General features: G+C 66.9%; 19 protein-coding genes. 12 read left to right on the forward strand and 7 right to left on the reverse strand.

The genetic code is table 11. The annotated features are described in order from the left end of the window. The first annotated feature begins 164 nt into the window (after window positions 1-164). Window positions 165-1283: a pyridoxal phosphate-dependent aminotransferase gene (locus FQS62_RS14530; protein WP_208044188.1), complete on the forward strand. Its 1119-nt coding sequence runs from the start codon at window positions 165-167 to the stop codon at window positions 1281-1283. A 99-nt stretch (window positions 1284-1382) separates the two neighbouring features. On the opposite strand, the gene zipA is transcribed toward FQS62_RS14530, so the two are convergent. From zipA to FQS62_RS14560, 6 genes are all read right to left on the reverse strand, one after another. Further along, window positions 1383-2120, reverse strand: coding sequence for a cell division protein ZipA (gene zipA / locus FQS62_RS14535; RefSeq protein ID WP_049445620.1), 738 nt, complete (start codon window positions 2118-2120; stop codon window positions 1383-1385). A gap of 46 nt (window positions 2121-2166) precedes the next feature. After that, window positions 2167-5670 (reverse strand): chromosome segregation protein SMC, encoded by a 3504-nt coding sequence (gene smc, locus FQS62_RS14540; protein WP_154349351.1) that lies wholly within the window; start codon window positions 5668-5670, stop codon window positions 2167-2169. Window positions 5671-5929: 259 nt separating this feature from the next. Continuing rightward, the gene (gene rplI / locus FQS62_RS14545; RefSeq protein ID WP_049408589.1) at window positions 5930-6379 is read right to left on the reverse strand and encodes a 50S ribosomal protein L9; all 450 of its coding nucleotides are present in this window, start codon (window positions 6377-6379) and stop codon (window positions 5930-5932) included. Window positions 6380-6484: 105 nt separating this feature from the next. After that, window positions 6485-6715: a 30S ribosomal protein S18 gene (gene rpsR / locus FQS62_RS14550; protein WP_002804494.1), complete on the reverse strand. Its 231-nt coding sequence runs from the start codon at window positions 6713-6715 to the stop codon at window positions 6485-6487. Window positions 6716-6726: 11 nt separating this feature from the next. Beyond that, window positions 6727-7164 (reverse strand): 30S ribosomal protein S6, encoded by a 438-nt coding sequence (gene rpsF, locus FQS62_RS14555; RefSeq protein ID WP_049445625.1) that lies wholly within the window; start codon window positions 7162-7164, stop codon window positions 6727-6729. Window positions 7165-7372: 208 nt separating this feature from the next. Beyond that, window positions 7373-7711, reverse strand: a complete 339-nt coding sequence (locus tag FQS62_RS14560) for a HesB/IscA family protein (protein ID WP_006376495.1) — start codon at window positions 7709-7711, stop codon at window positions 7373-7375. A gap of 128 nt (window positions 7712-7839) precedes the next feature. Between FQS62_RS14560 and asnS the strand changes: the two genes are divergently transcribed. The 11 genes from asnS to FQS62_RS14615 all read left to right on the forward strand — a co-directional run bounded on the left by asnS (window position 7840) and on the right by FQS62_RS14615 (window position 17447). Continuing rightward, window positions 7840-9234, forward strand: a complete 1395-nt coding sequence (asnS, locus tag FQS62_RS14565; RefSeq protein ID WP_049445627.1) for an asparagine--tRNA ligase — start codon at window positions 7840-7842, stop codon at window positions 9232-9234. Window positions 9235-9264: 30 nt separating this feature from the next. Then, window positions 9265-9564: a hypothetical protein gene (locus tag FQS62_RS14570; RefSeq protein WP_005417403.1), complete on the forward strand. Its 300-nt coding sequence runs from the start codon at window positions 9265-9267 to the stop codon at window positions 9562-9564. A 7-nt stretch (window positions 9565-9571) separates the two neighbouring features. Beyond that, window positions 9572-9886: a hypothetical protein gene (locus FQS62_RS14575; RefSeq protein WP_006453002.1), complete on the forward strand. Its 315-nt coding sequence runs from the start codon at window positions 9572-9574 to the stop codon at window positions 9884-9886. Between the two features lie 7 nt (window positions 9887-9893). After that, window positions 9894-10532: an FMN-binding negative transcriptional regulator gene (locus FQS62_RS14580; RefSeq protein ID WP_049445630.1), complete on the forward strand. Its 639-nt coding sequence runs from the start codon at window positions 9894-9896 to the stop codon at window positions 10530-10532. Between the two features lie 72 nt (window positions 10533-10604). Then, entirely contained in the window at window positions 10605-11267 is a 663-nt protein-coding gene (gene can, locus FQS62_RS14585) for a carbonate dehydratase (protein ID WP_049445632.1), read from the forward strand. A 19-nt stretch (window positions 11268-11286) separates the two neighbouring features. Next, on the forward strand, window positions 11287-11808 hold the full coding sequence (locus tag FQS62_RS14590) for a 3-hydroxyanthranilate 3,4-dioxygenase (protein ID WP_049445634.1): 522 nt from the start codon (window positions 11287-11289) through the stop codon (window positions 11806-11808). 236 nt (window positions 11809-12044) lie between these two features. Further along, on the forward strand, window positions 12045-13319 hold the full coding sequence (kynU, locus tag FQS62_RS14595) for a kynureninase (protein WP_154349353.1): 1275 nt from the start codon (window positions 12045-12047) through the stop codon (window positions 13317-13319). A 31-nt stretch (window positions 13320-13350) separates the two neighbouring features. Further along, a complete protein-coding gene (locus tag FQS62_RS14600) occupies window positions 13351-14718 on the forward strand; it encodes an FAD-dependent oxidoreductase (protein ID WP_049445639.1) in 1368 nt (455 codons plus the stop codon). Beyond that, on the forward strand, window positions 14718-16157 hold the full coding sequence (sbcB, locus tag FQS62_RS14605; RefSeq protein WP_107379847.1) for an exodeoxyribonuclease I: 1440 nt from the start codon (window positions 14718-14720) through the stop codon (window positions 16155-16157). Before FQS62_RS14600 ends, sbcB begins: the two co-directional genes overlap by 1 nt. After that, window positions 16154-16840, forward strand: a complete 687-nt coding sequence (locus FQS62_RS14610; protein WP_088479863.1) for a DUF2461 domain-containing protein — start codon at window positions 16154-16156, stop codon at window positions 16838-16840. Before sbcB ends, FQS62_RS14610 begins: the two co-directional genes overlap by 4 nt. Window positions 16841-16895: 55 nt before the next feature. After that, window positions 16896-17447, forward strand: coding sequence for a DUF2939 domain-containing protein (locus FQS62_RS14615; protein ID WP_049445644.1), 552 nt, complete (start codon window positions 16896-16898; stop codon window positions 17445-17447). Between the two features lie 174 nt (window positions 17448-17621). Here the strand turns inward: FQS62_RS14615 and FQS62_RS14620 are convergent, their stop codons facing one another. Continuing rightward, complete coding sequence (locus tag FQS62_RS14620) at window positions 17622-18566, reverse strand: 5'-nucleotidase (RefSeq protein ID WP_005410242.1); 945 nt, start codon at window positions 18564-18566, stop codon at window positions 17622-17624. Between the last annotated feature and the right edge of the window lie 29 nt (window positions 18567-18595).

Consider the following 18595-nt stretch of genomic DNA (forward strand, 5'->3'; position numbering starts at 1 on the left):
GCACTCCCCCGCTCCAGCAGGTGCCAACCTTCTTCCCAGATCCGGTAGGTGCAAACCATGGTTGGCACGTCTGTGGTCGAGCACGGCTCGACGCTGCAAAAGCAGCTTGCCGCCCATCCCCACCAGCGCTAGCGTGCGACGGTCTGCCCTTCGGAATCCTGCCCGTGACCCTGCCTGCTTCCCGTCGACGCTTCCTGCAACTGGCCGGTGCCGGCCTCGCTGTCGCCGGCAGCGGGCTGCCGCAGCTCGGCCATGCCCAACCCGCGACAGCCGCCGCCCCTGCCGAAGGCGCGGTGCTGCTGAATTTCAACGAATGTCCCTACGGCCCCTCGCCCGCGGCCCAACAGGCGGCACGCGACAGCATCGCCGGTTGCGGCCGCTACCGTTTCGCACTGGCCGGTCAGGTGCGCGACGCCTTCATCGAACAGGCGCGCATCCCGGCCGATCATGTGCGGCTCTATCCGGGTTCCAGCGAACCGCTGAACCGTGCCGCCGTGCTGTGGACCGGCCCGCAGGCGGGACTGGTAGTCGCCGACCCGACCTTCGAGACGCTGGGCGAGGTCGCCACCGCCCACGGTGCGCACGTGCAGAAAGTGCCGCTGCGCGACAACGGCGCACATGACCTGCGTGCGATGGTCGCCGCCGCACACGCACGCCCGACAGGCCTGCTGTATGTGTGCAACCCGAACAACCCCACCGGTTCGATCAGCCCGCCGGATGAGCTCGCCTGGCTGCTGGCCCACAAGCCCGCATCCACCCGCGTGCTGTTGGACGAGGCCTATCTGCAGTACAGCGAACAGCCGAGCCTGATCGCACAGGTGGCGCAGCGCGATGACCTGATCGTGTTGCGTACGTTCTCCAAGCTGTATGGCATGGCCGGCCTGCGTCTGGGCGTGGCGGCCGCGCATCCCGACCGCCTTCGCGAACTGGCCAGCCTGGGCGACAACCCACTGCCGGTGCCGGCGCTGGCCGCTGCACTGGCCAGCCTGCGCGATCCGCAGTTGATTCCGCAGCGCCGCCTGCAGAATGCCAAGGTGCGGCAGGCCACCATCGCGTGGCTGGGCAAGCGTGGTTTCAGCTGCGTGCCGTCGGAAGCCAATTGCTTCGTGGTCGACGTCCAGCGCGATGGCAGCACGTTTGCCAAGGCGATGGCCGACAACGGCGTGGTGATCGGGCGCAGCTGGCCGATCTGGCCACAGCGCGTGCGCGTGACCGTCGGCACCGAAGAGGAGATGGCCGCGTTCCGCCATGCGTTCGCGAAGGTGGCCGGCGTCCCGGCCTGACCCTGTTGGTGGGGGCGAACCTTGGTTCGCCCCATCCACGCATGGCGTGGATCTACTGTTGTGGGTGCCGACCGTTGGTCGGCACACCGAAAAAAGCATTTACCAGCGCGGGGTCTTGGTCAGCGGCGGCGCCTGGTGCTGACGGTCGTAGGCGCGCAGCTCGTCACGGATGTGCGCGATGCGCTGGCGGCCCAGGGCGTTGCGGCTGTCATCCAGCACCACGCCATCCAGCAGCTCGGCCATGCGCTGCACGGTCGGCAGCATCTTCTCCCAGGCGTCCAGCGCGGTCAGCGGGGCCGGCAGGGTCAGGAAGAAGGCGATGGCCGGAGTCTCCATGGCGCGGATGTTGGCCATGTCGAAGCTGCCCGGCTTCATGATGCTGGCCATCGAGAAGATTGGGCCGCGCTCGGGGTGGCCTTCCACCAAACGGTGGAACACGTTCATGTGACCGAACACCAGTCCGGTCTTTTCCGCCGCCACCACGATGTCCTCACCACGCAGCTGCTCGCCGGCGCGGGCGGCCACGAACAACGAGACGATCTTGTCGAAATCCTGCGTGGCACGCTTGCCGAGGTCGCTGGCGCCCGGGTCGGTTTCGCCCAGGCCGAGTTCGGCCTGCTCGCCTTCCGTACCCATGCCCGGTTCGACGCGGCCATCGGGCACGGTGACGCCGTCTTCGCCCAGCACCGGCTCGCGGCGCTCGCCGCTGGTCGGTTCCGCGCCTTCCACGCGGCGCCCCTGGGGCTTCTTTTTCGGACGGCCAAACAGGAAGATCGCGGCGATCAACAGCAGGCCGGCGGCCAGGATGCCGATGCGCAACAGTGCCGTGTCGGACATTCGATAGGTTCTCCGGCTAGTTCATTCAGGTAACTAGGATGGCACGTCAGGCCGCGCCCGCCAATCGCGCGGCTTCTTCCAGGTCTACGCTGACCAGGCGGCTGACGCCCGGCTCGCGCATGGTCACGCCCGACAGCTGGTGCGCGGCCTCCATCGTCGCCTTGTTGTGGCTGACGAACAGGAACTGCACCTTTTCGCTCATTTCCTTGACCATGTTGGCCAGGCGGCCGACGTTGGCTTCATCCAGCGGCGCGTCCACCTCGTCCAGCAGGCAGAACGGCGCGGGATTCAGCTGGAAGATGGCGAACACCAGCGCCACCGCGGTCATCGCCTTCTCGCCGCCGGACAGCAGCGAGATGCTGGACACGCGCTTGCCCGGAGGACGCGCCATGATGGTCACACCGGTGTCGAGCAGGTCTTCACCGGTCAGTTCCAGGTAGGCGTGGCCGCCACCGAACAGGCGCGGGTACAACGCCTGCACGCCAGCGTTGACACGATCAAAGGTGTCCTTGAAACGACCGCGGGTCTCGCGGTCGATCTTGCGGATGGCGTCTTCCAGGGTTTCCAGCGCGGTGGTCAGGTCGGTGTGCTGCGAATCCAGGTAATCCGAGCGCTGCGAAGCCTCGCCGTATTCGTGGATGGCGGCCAGGTTGACCGGCTCCAGCCGGCGCATGCGGCCGTCGATCTGGTGAACGGCCTGCTCCCAGTCGCCCAGGCGGGCATCCTCGGGCAATGCGTTGAGCACGTCCTGCAGCACGAAGCCGGCCTTCTCCACCGCCGCCTGCAGGGTCTCCGCGCTGAGCACCAGCGCCTGCTGGTCCAGCTTGCGCTGCGAAATGCGCTCGCGCTGGGCCAGCGCCTGCTCGTCACGCTGGTGGCGGGTCTGTTCGTAGTTGCGCAGCTCGGCGTCGATGCCGTCCAGCAGCGTGCGCGCCTCGGTCAGCACGCGATCCGCGCGCACGCGCTCTTCCAGCGCGTTCTGGTGCTCGGCCTGCAGCGATTCGACCGGCGAATCGCCTTCATCCAGCTGCGAATGCAGTTCGCCCAGGCGCGAATCCAGCTGCCCGCGCTGGGTGCCCATGCGCTCCAATGCCTGGCTCAACGAGGCCAGCTGCGCCCGCTGTGATTCCAGGGTCAGCGCCAGCGAGTGCGAGCGCTCACGCACCGCGCGTGCAGCATCGCGCGCCAGGTCGCGGGCCTCGGTCAGCTGGCGGCGCTCGCCCTCCAGTCGCTGCCGGGTCGATTCCAGGTCGCCCATGCTGCTGACCGCGTTCTCCAACCGTGAGCGCGCTTCACGCGCCTGCTCGTTGTTGGCTTCCAGCGTTTCCTGCAACTGCTTCAGCTCACCTTCGATGCGGTCGATGCGCGTGCGCGCCGCTTCCACCTTGCCCTGCTGGCCCTGCAACTGGCCCGCCAGTTCAGAGACCGCACGATGGGCCTGGTACAGCGCACGCTGCGCGTCTTCGCGCTGCTGCTCGGCGGCCTGCAGCTGCTCACGGAATCCACTCAGTTGTTCTTCCAGCTCGGCCTCGCGGTCCTGCAGCTGCTCGATCTGCTCACGCAGTTCATTGATCTCACGCTCGCGCAGCAGCGCGCCCTGCTGGGCTGCACCGGAGCGCGATACGCGCAGCCAACCCTGGCCCAGGCGCTCGCCGCTCTGGGTGATGATCGAATCGCCTTCCGGAAGGCTGCCCTGCAACGCCTTCGCTTCGGAAAGGTCCTTTGCTGCATGCAGGTGTGCCAGCAGGCGACGGATCGCTGCCGGGCCACGTACGCGGGCGGCCAGCGAGGTCGGTGCGACCTTCAGGTCCGCGCCATCGTTGGCAACCAGCGCGATGTGGCCCTCGCCCAGTTCGCCGAGGGCATCGACCAGGCTGGCCGGATCATCAACCAGCACGCCTTCGATCAACTGGCCGAGCGCGCTTTCCACCGCATTTTCCCAGCCGGCATCAACGTCCAGGCGTTCGCCGACACGCGCCGCCGAATCCAATCCACGCGCCTTCAGCCAGGCCACGGCCGCGCCCTGCTCCTGGCCCAGCGCGGCCTGCTGCAGGGTTTCCAGCGAGGCCAGGCGGCCACGCAGGGCGTTGGCCTGCTTGCGCAGTTCGGCCAGTTCGTTCTGGCCCTTGCGCTGCTGCTCCTGCACCGCCACTACGCCTTGCTTGCGCAGTTCGACGTCTTCGCTCAATTCATCCAGCGCGGTCTTCTGCGTGTCGTGCTGCAGGTGCAGGTGCTCGAACGTTTCTTCCAGCGCATCCACGTCCAGGCCGGCGCGCTCGGCGGCCAGGGCTTCACGACGCCGGTCGGCGTCAAGGATCTGCTTGTCCAGATAGTCCACGCGCGTGCGCTCGACATCGCCGGCGCGCGAGGCCTCCGAACTCTGCGAGGTGTGCTGTTCCCAGCGCTGCTGCCAGCTGGCCAGCCGGTCCTCGGCCTCGCGCAGGCTTTCCTGCTTGATCTCGTTCTCTTCCTGCAGCTCCTCCAGCTGCGGGGTGGCAGCCTCCACCGCCTCGCGCAGCACCCTCAGCTTGGCCTCGTCGCCGCTGATGTGCTGGCCCAGTTCGGCCAACGCCTGCTGCGTTTCATCGCGCGCCTTGTGCAGGCGCTGCGACAGCTCGCGCTGGTGCTGGATCTGCTGCTCCAGGCGGGCCAGCGTGCTGCCGACCTGGTAGACCGCAGCCTGCGCGGTGTTGAGCGCGTCGGCGGCCTCTTCGCGCCGCGCACGCGAGGTCTCGATGCGGGCCTCGGCATCACGCTGGTCGGCGATCAGCTGCTGCAGCTTGGTCTCTTCCTGCGACAGGCCTTCGCGCAGCTTCGACAGGCGTCCGTCGAGACCACGGAATTCCAGCGCCTTCCACTCGGCATCCTTGACCCGGCGCTCTTCCTGCAGGGCTTGGTACTGCTCGGCCTGCTTGGCCTGGCGCTTGAGGTGTTCGAGCTGCTTGCTGATCTCGTCGCGCAGGTCGCCCAGCCGGTCCAGATTCTCGCGGGTGTGGCGGATACGGGTCTCGGTTTCCTTGCGGCGCTCCTTGTACTTGGAGATGCCCGCCGCCTCTTCGAGGTACACGCGCAGGTCTTCCGGGCGCGCTTCGATGATCTGGCTGATCATGCCCTGCTCGATGATCGAGTAGCTGCGCGGGCCCAGGCCGGTGCCGAGGAACAGATCGGTGATGTCGCGGCGGCGGCACTTGGTGCCGTTGAGGTAATAGTTGCTGGTGCCGTCGCGGCTGACCGTGCGCTTGACCGAGATTTCGTTGAACGAGGCGTACTCGCCGGAGATCGTGTGGTCGGAGTTGTCGAAGATCAGCTCGACCGTGGCCTGCGAGACCGGCTTGCGGGCATTGGACCCGGAGAAGATCACGTCGGTCAGCGAGTCGCCACGCAGGCGGCTGGCCGAACTCTCGCCCATGACCCAGCGCACGGCGTCGATGATGTTCGACTTGCCGCAGCCATTGGGCCCCACCACGCCGGTCATGTTGGTCGGCAGGTGCAGGGTGGTCGGATCGACGAACGACTTGAAGCCGGACAGCTTGATCGTGGAAAGACGCATAGGGGTTCCGGACTGGGGCCGGCAAGCGGCCTGCGTTTACCCTCCAAGTCATTGATCCTGTTGGGATCGATGCCCGTGGAACGGGTGTGACGCCCTGAGTATACCGATGTGGCCGTGTTCTACGAATGGGCGTGGAACATTGTCCAGCCCCACCCCGCCGGCCGAGCGTGGCCCGACACCACGAAACGGAGCCATAAAACAAAACGGGCACCCTTGCGGGCGCCCGTTCTGCGGTGATTCCAGGCCGTACGGCGTGGGATCAGGCTTCGGCGACGACGACGACCTTGACGGTGGTCTCGACGTCGGCGTGCAGGTGGATCAGCACGTCGTATTCGCCGATGTTGCGGAAGGCGCCTTCGCCCAGGATGACTTCGCTCTTGCTGACCGGCAGGCCGGCAGCGGTGAAGGCATCGGCGATTTCGCGGGCGCCGACCGAGCCGTACAGCTTGCCTTCGGTCGAAGCGTTGGCCGGGATGGTCACGCTCGCGCCTTCCAGCTTGGCCTTGCGGGCGTCAGCGTCGGCGTGGATGGCCTGGGCCTTGGCTTCGTACTCGGCGCGCTTGGCTTCGAACTCGGCCTTGTTGCTCTCGGTGGCCGGAACGGCCTTGCCCTGCGGCACGAGGAAGTTACGGCCGTAGCCCGGCTTCACGTCAACCAGGTCGCCCAGGTTGCCGAGGTTGGTGACTTTCTGCAGGAGGATCAGCTGCATGGTATTGCTCCAGATGAGTTATTCGTTAGCGAGGCGATGCCCCGCAACAAAGGCTGTCCGAATAGCTGGCACAGCGGGGGCGGCACCGGGCCGCCCCGCCGGGCATCAGACGTCGTGGTTGTCGGTGTACGGGATCAGGGCCAGGAAGCGAGCGCGCTTGACGGCGGTCGCCAGCTGGCGCTGGTACTTCGACTTGGTACCGGTGACACGGCTCGGCACGATCTTGCCGTTCTCGGTCAGGTACTGGCGCAGGGTGTTGAGATCCTTGTAGTCGATCTCCTTCACACCTTCAGCCGTGAACTTGCAGAACTTGCGGCGACGGAAGAACTTGGACATGGGAAGGCTCCTTAGGCGGCGGAAGCGGCGTCGTCGCCGGCTTCGTTGTCAGCGGTGGTGGTGGACTCGCCTTCTTCGTCGTCACGACGACGGCGCTCACCGCGCTCCGGCTTGTCACCCTTCTCGTCCTTGCTCTTCATGATCAGCGACTGCTCGGTGTCAGCCTCGTCACGCTTGATGACCAGGTTGCGCAGCACGGCGTCGTTGAAGCGGAAGCTTTCGGTCAGCTCGTTCAGCACGGCCTGGTCGGCTTCGATGTTCAGCAGCACGTAGTGGGCCTTCACCAGGTTCTGGATCGGGTACGCCAGCTGGCGGCGGCCCCAGTCTTCCAGACGGTGGATGGTGCCGTTGCCGTTCTCGACCAGCGACTTGTAGCGCTCGATCATGGCCGGGACCTGCTCGCTCTGGTCCGGGTGGACCATGAACACGATTTCGTAATGACGACTCATGTTTTTTTCTACCTTTCGGATGTGGCCTTGCGGCCGGACAGCCCCCCGCCGTTGATACCGCGGTGGGGCAAGGATTCCCGCCAGGAAGGCAGGAAGCCGCGTATTATGGCGCAGATGGGGTGGCCGGGCAACCGGGGGGCCCTGGAGCTCCTGAACCGGGGTGCCCTTCACCCGTACCGACCAAGGTCGGCAACTCCCCAGGCTGCCCTCAGGCCTTGTCGGCGTCGGTGGTGAAGCTCTCGCCGCAGCCACACTCGGCGGTGGCATTCGGGTTGCTGAACGTGAAGGTCTCGCTCAGGCCGTGCTTGCCGAAGTCGATCACGGTGCCGTCCACCAGCGCCAGGCTCTTGGCATCGACGTAGATCTTCACGCCGTCCTGGTCGAACACGGTATCGCCCTCGCGCTCGTCGCGGGCCAGGTCGGTGATGTGACCCCAGCCCGAGCAACCGGTCTTGGTCACGCCGAAACGCAGGCCCAGCGCGCCGGGGGTCTGGGCGACAAAGCGCTGCACGCGCTCGAAGGCAATGGGGGTCAGGCTGACGGCCATGGGGCTACTCCAGAGGTACGGGGACATTATAAGGAGCCGTTGCCGCGAAAAATGCCTCGCAAGCAGAACGCTGCAACCGGTAAACTCCCGTGTTCACAGATCGAGTCGATCAGCAGAGGATTCAAGTCATGACGGTGGTCAGCGTTGAACATGCGCTTGCCGGGAAGATCCCGGAAGGCGGCGAAGTCACGGTACGCGGATGGGTGCGCACGGTGCGCGGTTCAGCGAATCTGGCTTTCGTGAATGTGAGCGACGGCTCCTGCTTCGCCCCGATCCAGGTCGTGGCCGGCGACGGCCTGGCCAACTTCGACGAGATCAAGCGCCTGACCAGCGGCTGCTCGGTCATTGCCACCGGCACCCTGGTGAAGTCGCAGGGCAAGGGCCAGTCGTTCGAGATCCAGGCCAGCGCACTGGAAGTGGTCGGCTGGGTCGAAGACCCGCTCACCTACCCGATCCAGCCCAAGCCGATGTCGCCGGAGTTCCTGCGCGAAGTGGCACACCTGCGCCCGCGCACCAACCTGTTCGGCGCGGTCACCCGCATCCGCAACTGCCTGGCCCAGGCCGTGCACCGTTTCTTCCACGAGAACGGCTTCAACTGGATCAGCACCCCGATCATCACCACCTCCGACGCCGAAGGCGCCGGCCAGATGTTCCGCGTGTCCACCCTGGACATGGTGAACCTGCCGCGTGACGAGAAGGGCGCGATCGATTTCAGCCGCGACTTCTTCGGCAAGGAAACCTTCCTGACCGTGTCCGGCCAGCTGAACGTCGAGGCCTACTGCCTGGCGCTGAGCAAGGTCTACACCTTCGGCCCGACCTTCCGCGCCGAGAACAGCCACACCACCCGCCACCTGGCGGAGTTCTGGATGATCGAGCCGGAAATCGCCTTCGCCGACCTGGCCGAAGACGCGCGCCTGGCCGAAGAGTTCCTGAAGTACCTGTTCCGCGCGGTTCTGAACGAGCGCAGCGACGACCTGGCCTTCATCGCCGAGCGCGTGGACAAGAACGCGATCACCAAGCTGGAAGATTTCATCAACGCGCCGTTCGAGCGCATCGACTACACCGATGCGGTCAGCCTGCTGCAGAAGTCCGGCAAGAAGTTCGACTTCCCGGTCGAATGGGGCCTGGACCTGCAGACCGAGCACGAGCGCTGGCTGACCGAGGAACACGTCGGCCGCCCGGTGGTGGTGACCAACTATCCGGAGCACATCAAGGCCTTCTACATGCGCTTGAACGACGACGGCAAGACCGTGGCCGCGATGGACGTGCTGGCCCCGGGCATCGGCGAGATCATCGGCGGCAGCCAGCGCGAAGAGCGCCTGGACGTGCTGGATGCGCGCATGGCCCAGTTCGGTCTGGATCGTGAGCACTACAGCTGGTACCGCGACTTCCGCCGCTATGGTTCGGTGCCGCACGCCGGCTTCGGCCTGGGCTTCGAACGCCTGGTGGTCTATGTCTGCGGCCTGTCCAACATCCGCGATGCGATCCCCTACCCGCGCGCCCCGGGCAGCGCGGACTTCTAAGCCCCACACGATCACGGAGGTACCGCTCCCATGACCCTGTTCTTCGCCCTCTGTTTCGTCGGCGTTGCAGTGGCCGGGTTCAGTGCCTTCGTGATCTTCTGGCCGCTGACCCTGGTGCACGTGCGCGACCGCCACCCGGCGCTCGCCGAGCGCTTCGGCAGCGGCGCCTTCCTCAAGCCCGATGCCCTGGCCTGGCTGCTGCGCCGCGACTATCGCCAGCAGCCCGACCGCTCGCTGTCCGGGCTGGCGACGCCGGCCTGGGTATCGCTGCTGACCCTGCTGGCCGGACTGGGCATGGCCGCCCTGCTCTGGCTGGCCTCGCTCTGGTAACACATCCATGAATGACATCACCGCCTCGCGCGACAGCTGGTGGCTGGCCAGCCTCGGCAACACCCTGATCTGGGCGCGGCTGCGCGTGCGCCCGGCCGGCACCGCCGAAGTGCTCGACAGCGATGGCAACACGCTGAGCTATGACAGCGAAGACACCGCCCGTTCGCAGTTGTTCGACGCCGAGTTCGTCGAGTACGACGGCCTGGACGAGGAGGACGCGCTGGTGCGCGGCTTCAGCCTGCACGAAGTGCAGCCGCCGCAGGCCGACAGTGACGAGGGTCTGCGTGGCCGCATGATCCAGTCGCTGGGCGGGCGCGCCTGACCCCTGCATGTTCACCCCGCGCGCCTTCGCCGAGACCGACCTGCTCTGGCTGGACCGCCTGCTGGCGCGCGACCCGTTCGTCACGGTGCTCACCGTCGGCAGCGATGGCCTGCCGGAGCTGACCCGGATGCCAGTGCTGTACCGGCGTGACGGCGACCAGATCGAACTGCGCGGCCACTGGGCCCGCGCCAACCCGCAGTCGCGCCACAGCGGCGCGGCCAAGGTACTGGTCGATGGCCCACACGGCTACGTCTCGGCCAGCTGGTATCCGGACAAGGAACCCGCCGCGCGGGTACCCACCTGGAACTACGCCGCTGCCGAGCTGCGTGGCCAGCTGCAGACCTTCGACGACGCTGATGCGCTGGCCGAACTGGTTGGCGCGATCAGCGACCGCTTCGAGGCCAGCGTCGGCCAGGCCTGGCAGTTCGATGCCACGCGTGCCGAACACGGCCCGGAGCTGCGCGCCATCGTCGGCTTCCGGTTCCAGGTCGAGCAGGTGCAACTGAAGCTCAAACTGAGCCAGAACCATCCCGACGCCAACCAGCGCGCGGTGATCGCCGAACTGGAACAGCTGGGCACACCCTCTTCCATCGAGTTGGCGCAGTGGATGCGCTGGCACCGCGAACAGGCCGCCCGCAGCGACTGAACGCCCAAGATTCCCGCAACGACGCAGCCGGATGGCTGCGGCGCGCCCCCACCCGACGCCAGGGACCCTTACATGAAAGACATCCACAAACTGCTGCAGAACAACCGCGACTGGGCCGACCGCATCGAAAAGGAAGACCCCGAGTTCTTCCACCAGCTGGCCAAGCAGCAGCACCCGGAATACCTGTGGATCGGCTGTTCCGACTCGCGCGTTCCGGCCAACCAGATCATCGGCATGGCGCCGGGCGAAGTATTCGTGCACCGCAACGTGGCCAACGTAGTCGCCCACACCGACCTGAACTGCCTGAGCGTGGTGCAGTACGCGGTGGACCAGCTGAAGGTGAAGCACATCCTGATCGTCGGCCACTACGGTTGCGGCGGCGTGCATGCCTGCCTGCACAACACCCGCGTCGGCCTGGCCGACAACTGGCTGCGCCACGTCGGCGACGTAATGCAGAAGCACACCGGCATCCTCGATGCGATCGACACCGATGAGCTCAAGCACGCGCGCCTGTGCGAACTGAACGTGATCGAGCAGGTTGCCAACCTGTGCCGCTCCACCATCGTGCAGGACGCCTGGGCCCGCGGCCAGAAGCTGATGGTGCACGGCTGGGTCTACAGCCTGAAGGACGGACGCGTGCGCGAGATGGGCATCGACGTCGGTTCGCAGGAAGAGCTGCAGCCCGCCTATGAAAAGGCCCTGTCCTACGTTCCGCGCAAGGGCAAGCGCGACTGATTCCCTACGGAAGACCACCATGCTCGCTTCGCCGATCAACCTGCACGCCTGGATCGAAGAACACCGCCACCTGCTGAAGCCGCCGGTGGGCAACAAGATGATCGACAATGGCGACTTCATCGTAATGGTGGTGGGCGGGCCGAATTCGCGCACCGACTATCACTACGACGAAGGTCCGGAGTGGTTCTACCAGCTCGAAGGCGAGATGGTGCTGAAGGTGCAGGAAGACGGCGCGGTGCGCGACATTCCGATCCGTGCCGGTGAGATCTTCCTGCTGCCGGCGAAGGTGCCGCACTCGCCGCGGCGCCCGCCCGGCGGTATCGGTCTGGTGGTCGAGCGCAAGCGCCTGCCGCATGAGATGGACGGCGTGATCTGGCATTGCGAACGCTGCAACCACAAGCTGCACGAAGAGTATTTCGCGCTGCTGAACATCGAGACCGATCTGCCGAAGGTGTTCGCGCGCTACCACGCCAGCCTGGAGCTGCGTACCTGCAGCCAGTGCGGGCACGTGGATCCGCTGCCGACGCCGGCGGCGGGCTGAGCCCCGAACGGTAGTCGCCCACCTTGGTGGGCGCTTGCTCGCTCCTGCCCTGGTAGATGCCCGGCGCTTGCTCGCTCCCGCTCTGGTAGATGCCCACCTTGGTGGGCACTTTCTTGTACGTGCGCCAACCAAGGTTGGCGACTACCGGATCACACGGCGCTGGTGCCGGGCCGGCTGCTACCGGGCCATGCCCCAGGCGCTACACTGGCGGTCCCGTTGCAGCCTGTTGCCCGACCATGTCCGACCTGCTCAGCCGCACCCACGCCATTGCCCTGGACGCCGCCGATGCGCTGCGCCCGCTGCGCAATGAATTCCTGATTCCGCGCCACGGTGGTGGCGAGCAGACCTACTTCGTCGGCAACTCGCTGGGCCTGCAGCCGCGTGGCGCGCAGGCGGCCGTGCAGGAAGTGATGAAGCAGTGGGGCGAGCTGGCGGTGGAAGGCCACTTCACCGGCCCCACGCAGTGGCTGTCCTACCACCGCCTGGTGAGCGCGCAGCTGGCCCGCGTGGTCGGTGCGCTGCCCAGCGAAGTGGTGGCGATGAACACGCTGAGCGTGAACCTGCACCTGATGATGGTCAGCTTCTACCGGCCCACGGCCGAGCGCCCGGTGATCCTGATGGAAGCCGGCGCATTCCCGACCGACCGCCATGCGGTGGAGGCGCAGATCCGCTTCCATGGTTTCGACCCGGCCGAGTGCCTGGTGGAAGTGCAGCCGGACGAGGTCAACGGCACGATATCGCTGGCAGCGATCGAACGCGCCATCGCCGAACACGGCCCGCGCCTGGCGCTGGTGCTGTGGCCGGGCGTGCAGTACCGCACCGGCCAAGCCTTCGACCTCGATGCGATCACCCGTGCCGCCCGCCTGCAGGGCGCACGCATCGGCTTCGACCTGGCGCACTCGGTCGGCAACCTGCCGCTGCGCCTGCATGACATCGCACCCGATTTTGCCGTGTGGTGCCATTACAAGTACCTCAACAGCGGCCCGGGCGCAGTGGCTGGCGCCTTCGTGCACGAGCGCCACCACCGCGATACCACCCTGCCGCGCTTTGCTGGGTGGTGGGGCCATGAGGAAGCCACCCGCTTCCAGATGGCACCGCAGTTCACCCCGGCCATCGGCGCCGAAGGCTGGCAGCTGAGCAACCCGCCGATCCTCGGCCTGGCGCCGCTGCGGGCCTCGTTGGACCTGTTCGAGCGCGCCGGCATGGAGGCGCTGCGCAGCAAGTCGCTGGCGCTGACCGGCATGCTCGAAGCGCTGGTGCGCGCGCGCCTGTCCAGCGTGCTGGACATCATCACCCCGGCCGAGCCGCAGCGCCGCGGCTGCCAGTTGTCGCTGCGCGTGATCGGTGGCCGCGAACGTGGCCGCGCACTGTTCGAACACCTGCGCGGCATCGGCGTGCTCGGTGACTGGCGCGAGCCCGACGTGATCCGCATCTCGCCCACGCCGCTCTACAACCGCTACCTGGACGTGCACCACTTCGTCGAGGAAGTGGAAGCCTGGGCCGGCCTCTAAGCCGGCCTCTCCCCTACTGCTGGACAGTTCGTTGATCGCACACGCTTCCCGCTCGTTGAGCATTATCGGTGCCGGCCTCGCCGGGTCCCTGCTGGCCATCCTGCTGTCACGCCAGGGCTGGCGCATCACCCTGTACGAACGCCGCGGCGATCCACGCGTGGCCGACTACGAGAGCGGACGCTCGATCAACCTGGCGCTGGCCGAGCGTGGGCGCAACGCGCTGCGCCAGGCCGGTGTGGAAGACGAGGTCATGGCGCGCGCGGTGATGATGCGCGGCCGCATGGTGCACCCACGCGACGGCGAACCGCAGCTGCAGCGCTATGGCCGTGATGACAGCGAAGTGATCTGGTCGATCCACCGCAGCGACCTGAACACCACGCTGCTGGAACTGGCCGAACAGGCCGGCGCCACCGTGCACTTCCATCGCCGCCTGCATACCGTCGATTTCGATGCCGGCTACGCGCGCTTCATCGATGACCGCGACGACAGCCCGCACGACATCCACTTCGACACCCTGATCGGTGCCGACGGCGCGGGCTCGGCACTGCGTGCGGCGATGAACCGCCGTGCACCGCTGGGTGAGGACATTGCCTTCCTCGACCACTCCTACAAGGAGCTGGAGATCCCGCCGGCCGCCGATGGCAGCTTCCGCATCGAGCGCAATGCGTTGCACATCTGGCCGCGTGGCCACTACATGTGCATCGCCCTGCCCAACCACGAAGGCACCTTCACCGTCACCCTGTTCCTGCCCAACCAGGGCGACCCCAGCTTCGCCACCATCAACACCGGTGCGCAGGCCGAGGCGCTGTTCGCGCGCGAGTTTGCCGACACCCTGCCGCTGATCCCGAACCTGCGCGCGGACTGGGAACAGCACCCGCCAGGCCTGCTCGGAACACTCACCCTGGAACGCTGGCACCAGCAGGGCCGCGCCGTGCTGATCGGCGACGCTGCGCATGCGATGGTGCCGTTCCATGGCCAGGGCATGAACTGCGCGTTCGAGGACTGCGTTGCGCTGGCCCGTCACCTGATGGAGGCCGATGATCTGGAGGGTGCGTTCGCCGCGTTCGAAACCGAGCGCAAGCCGAATGCACGTGCCATTCAGCAGATGGCGCTGGAAAACTACCTGGAGATGCGCGACCGCGTGGCCGACCCGGCCTTCCTGCTGCAGCGTGAGCTGGAGCAGGAGCTGCAGCGTCGATGGCCGACGCGCTTCGTGCCGCACTACACCATGGTCACCTTCCTGCACACGCCGTATGCCGAAGCGCTGCGCCGCACCGAACTGCAACGCAACCTGCTGGCGGCAGCCACCGAAGGTCACGATTCACTGGACAACATCGACTGGGCCGCACTGGAAGCGCAGATCCACGCGCAGCTGCCGGTCCTGGAGGGCGCGCACTGATGGCCGACAGCTTCCTGTTCTACGACCTGGAAACCTTTGGCCAGGACCCGCGACGCACGCGCATCTCGCAGTACGCCGCGATCCGCACCGACACCGACCTCAACGAGATCGACACCCCGGTCAGCTTCTTCGTGCGCCCGGCCGATGACCTGCTGCCCTCGCCGATGGCCACCCTGGTGACCGGCATTACCCCGCAGCAGGCGCTGGCTGAAGGCATCAGCGAGGCCGAAGCCTTCGACCGCATCAACGAACAGCTGTCGCGCCCCGGCACCTGCGCGCTGGGGTACAACACGCTGCGCTTCGACGATGAATTCGTCCGTTACGGTCTGTTCCGCAACTTCCACGACCCGTACGAACGCGAGTGGCGCAACGGCAATTCGCGCTGGGACCTGCTGGACATGCTGCGGTTGATGCGCGCGATGCGCCCGGACGGCATCCAATGGCCCCTGCGCGAAGATGGCGCCACCTCGTTCAAGCTCGAACACCTGGCCGAGGCCAACCACGTGCGCGAGGGCGATGCGCACGAAGCACTGTCCGACGTGCGTGCCACCATCGGCATGGCACGGCTGTTCAAGCAATCGCAGCCGCGGCTGTGGGAGTACGCACTGAAGCTGCGCGACAAACGCTTCGTCGGCGGCCTGCTGGACGTGGCCGCGATGAAGCCGGTGCTGCACATTTCCATGCGCTACCCGGCCAGCCGCCTGTGCGCGGCACCGGTGCTGCCGCTGGCCATGCACCCGACCATCAACAACCGGGTGATCGTGTTCGACCTGGAAGGCGAGATCGACGATCTGCTGGAACTGCCGGCCGACGTGATCGCACAGCGCCTGTACATGCGCGCCAGCGATCTGCCCGAAGGCGTCGCACGTGTACCGCTGAAGGAAGTGCATCTGAACAAGGTGCCGGCGCTGATCGCCTGGAACCACCTGCGCGCCGATGACCACGCGCGCCTCGGCCTGGATGTGACCGCGATCGAAGCCAAGGTGGAACGCCTGCGCGCGTTCGCCCCGCAGCTGGCCGAAAAGGCCCGGCAGGTCTACAACCAGCCCCGCGCCGCCACCGTGGCCGACGTCGATGCCTCGCTGTACGACGGCTTCCTCGGCAACGGTGACAAGCCGCTGCTTGCGCTTGCACGCACCACCGCGCCCGAGCAGCTGGCCGCGCTGGAAGGTCGCTTCCGCGACCCACGCCTGCCGGAGCTGCTGTTCCGCTACCGCGCGCGCAATCATCCCGACAGCCTCGCGCCGCCTGAACGACAGCGCTGGCAGGATTACCGCCGCCAGCGCCTGCTCGGAGACGGCGGCCTGGGCGAACTCAACCTGCCCCAGTACCAGCAGCAGCTCAATGCACTGGCCGCCGAAGCGCCCGATGACACCCGGCGCCAGGCCCTGCTGCAATCGCTGCGCGACTGGGGCCAGCACCTGCAGGAGACGCTGTGAGCACTTATTTCTCGGACGCCAGCTTCAAGTTCCTGCGCAGCCTTGCGCGGCACAACGACAAGGCCTGGTTCAACGATCACCGCCAGCAGTATGAAGACCATGTCCGGCAGCCATTCCTGCGCCTGCTGGGTGACCTGCAGCCGGCGCTGGCCGAGATCAGCGAGCACTTCCGCGCCGATACCCGCGGCGTCGGCGGCTCGCTGTTTCGCATCCATCGCGATGCGCGCTTCTCCAACGACAAATCCCCGTACAAGACCTGGCAGGGTGCACGCCTGTTCCATGAGCGCCGCCGCGAAGTGGCCGCGCCCTCGTTCTACGTGCATCTGCAGCCGGGCGAGAGCTTCGTCGGCGCCGGCCTGTGGCATCCAGAACCCGAGACGCAGCGCCGCGTGCGCCACTTCATTCTCGACAACCCCGGCAGCTGGAAGGCCGCTGCGCATGCCCCGGCGCTGCGCAAGCGCTTCGATTTCGAGGAGAGCGAGAAGCTGGTACGGCCGCCGCGCGGCTTTCCGGCAGACTTCGAGTTCATTGACGACCTCAAGCACCGCAACTGGGTGATGTGGCGCTCGCTGGACGACGCCACCATGACCGGCCCGCGCCTGCTGTCCACGCTGGGCAAGGACCTGGCGGGGCTCGGCCCGTTCGTTGACTACCTGTGCGCGGCGCTGGACCTGGAGTTCTGAGCCGCATCACCTGCCGTTCACCACTGGCTGCCTTACTTGCGGCAGTCTGGACAGCATGAAGAAGCTCACTGCACTGGCTGTGCTGCTGGTCCTGGCCTTGGCTGCGTGGTGGTTCGGCGGCCCGTACATGACCGTGCACGGCCTGTCCAAGGCCATCGAAGAACGTGACACGGCGCGACTGCAACGCTATGTCGATTTCCCTCGCGTGCGCAGCAGCCTGCGCGCGCAGCTCAACGACTATCTGGTCCGCCAGGCCGGCCCGGATGTAGCGGCCAGCCCGTTCGGCGCCCTGCTCTACGGGCTGGGCGACCAGCTCGGTGGTGCGGCGGTGGAGACGATGGTGACCCCGACCGGCATCGGCGCGATGCTGCAGGGCCACGTGCTGTGGAAGCGCGGCCGCAATGAACTGCAGGGCGGTGATGCCTTCGGCGCGACCGAGCCGGCACGGCCATTGAAGAACGCCGAGCATCACTTCGAAGCGCTGGACCGCTTCGTGATCGACGTCGATCGCGGCCCCGACCAGCCGCCGATGAAGGTGGTGCTGGAACCGCAGGGCCTGCGCTGGAAGGTGGTGGACCTGCAGTTGGGGATGTCGGGCAGCCCGTGACGGGTCATGCCCTTCGACGGCGCTGCTTTCGGTAGGTGCCCACCTTGGTGGGCATGGATCCAGGACGGCGCCAACCAAGGTTGGCGACTACCGCGGTACAGCGCTCTGGTAGATGCCCACCTTGGTGGGCGCCGATGCATGGCAGCGCCAACCAAGGTTGGCAACTATCAGGCCCTACCCCTCGTTGGCGACACCATGCGGCACATGGCCGGCGGCCACATGCTCGCGGGCGCTGTCGATGTTGTGCTGCGAATCATCGAAGAAGATGTCGGCGCCGAACGCCTGCAGGAACGGTCCCTTGTGGCGGCCACCGAGGAACAGCGCTTCGTCCAGGCGCACGCCCCACTCACGCAGGGTGCGGATCACCCGCTCATGCGCCGGCGCCGAACGCGCGGTGACCAGCGCGGTGCGGATCGGTGCACTCTCGCCGGCCGGGAACACTTCCTGCAGCGTGTGCAGCGCCGACAGGAAGCCGCGGAACGGGCCGCCGCTGAGGGGTTCGCGGGCACGCTCGCGTTCATGGCGGCCAAACGCTTCCACGCCCTGCTCGCGCGAAATGCGCTCACTCTCGTCGCCGAAGATCACCGCGTCACCGTCAAAGGCGATGCGCAGCTGGCCGGCCGGGCGACCGGTATCGATCTGGTCGGCCGCTGCCGCAGCGGTCTCGCCCGGCGGCTTGGGCAGGATGGTCGCCGCCGCGATGCCATGGCGCAGCGCGCTGCGCACCGATTCCGGGTTGGCCGACAGGAACAGGTCAGTGCCGAACGGCTTCACGTACGGCCAGGTCGGCTCGCCGGCGGTGAACGTCGCACGGATGATGCCCAGGCCGTAATGCTGGATCGAGTTGAAGATGCGCAGGCCGGTATCGGCCGAGTTGCGCGACAGCAGGATCACCTCGACCCGCGGGTTCTCCGGGCTGGCGCCCTGGTTCAGCGCCAGCAGCTTGCGCACCACCGGGAAGGCCACGCCGGGGCCGAGGATGTCGTCCTCATGCTGGCGCTGGAATTCGGCATAGGCCGCCACGCCATCGCTCTCGAACAGCGCGTGGCTTTCCTCGAGGTCGAACAGCGCGCGCGAGGTCACCGCGACGGTCAGCAAACGGGGGGAGTTGTCGCCCATCGGTGGGGGTCCTTCAAGCGGTCGGCGGG

The sequence above is a fragment of the Stenotrophomonas sp. SBJS02 genome, assembly GCF_020428325.2.
Lineage (GTDB): Bacteria > Pseudomonadota > Gammaproteobacteria > Xanthomonadales > Xanthomonadaceae > Stenotrophomonas > Stenotrophomonas africana.

Coding starts and splice junctions, on each gene's coding strand:
- zipA (WP_049445620.1), bottom strand. CDS start 2,120: ATGTCCGACACGGCACTGTTGCGCATCGGCATCCTGGCCGCCGGCCTG.
- smc (WP_154349351.1), bottom strand. CDS start 5,670: ATGCGTCTTTCCACGATCAAGCTGTCCGGCTTCAAGTCGTTCGTCGAT.
- rplI (WP_049408589.1), bottom strand. CDS start 6,379: ATGCAGCTGATCCTCCTGCAGAAAGTCACCAACCTCGGCAACCTGGGC.
- rpsR (WP_002804494.1), bottom strand. CDS start 6,715: ATGTCCAAGTTCTTCCGTCGCCGCAAGTTCTGCAAGTTCACGGCTGAA.
- rpsF (WP_049445625.1), bottom strand. CDS start 7,164: ATGAGTCGTCATTACGAAATCGTGTTCATGGTCCACCCGGACCAGAGC.
- FQS62_RS14560 (WP_006376495.1), bottom strand. CDS start 7,711: ATGGCCGTCAGCCTGACCCCCATTGCCTTCGAGCGCGTGCAGCGCTTT.
- asnS (WP_049445627.1), top strand. CDS start 7,840: ATGACGGTGGTCAGCGTTGAACATGCGCTTGCCGGGAAGATCCCGGAA.
- FQS62_RS14570 (WP_005417403.1), top strand. CDS start 9,265: ATGACCCTGTTCTTCGCCCTCTGTTTCGTCGGCGTTGCAGTGGCCGGG.
- FQS62_RS14575 (WP_006453002.1), top strand. CDS start 9,572: ATGAATGACATCACCGCCTCGCGCGACAGCTGGTGGCTGGCCAGCCTC.
- FQS62_RS14580 (WP_049445630.1), top strand. CDS start 9,894: ATGTTCACCCCGCGCGCCTTCGCCGAGACCGACCTGCTCTGGCTGGAC.
- can (WP_049445632.1), top strand. CDS start 10,605: ATGAAAGACATCCACAAACTGCTGCAGAACAACCGCGACTGGGCCGAC.
- FQS62_RS14590 (WP_049445634.1), top strand. CDS start 11,287: ATGCTCGCTTCGCCGATCAACCTGCACGCCTGGATCGAAGAACACCGC.
- kynU (WP_154349353.1), top strand. CDS start 12,045: ATGTCCGACCTGCTCAGCCGCACCCACGCCATTGCCCTGGACGCCGCC.
- sbcB (WP_107379847.1), top strand. CDS start 14,718: ATGGCCGACAGCTTCCTGTTCTACGACCTGGAAACCTTTGGCCAGGAC.
- FQS62_RS14615 (WP_049445644.1), top strand. CDS start 16,896: ATGAAGAAGCTCACTGCACTGGCTGTGCTGCTGGTCCTGGCCTTGGCT.
- FQS62_RS14620 (WP_005410242.1), bottom strand. CDS start 18,566: ATGGGCGACAACTCCCCCCGTTTGCTGACCGTCGCGGTGACCTCGCGC.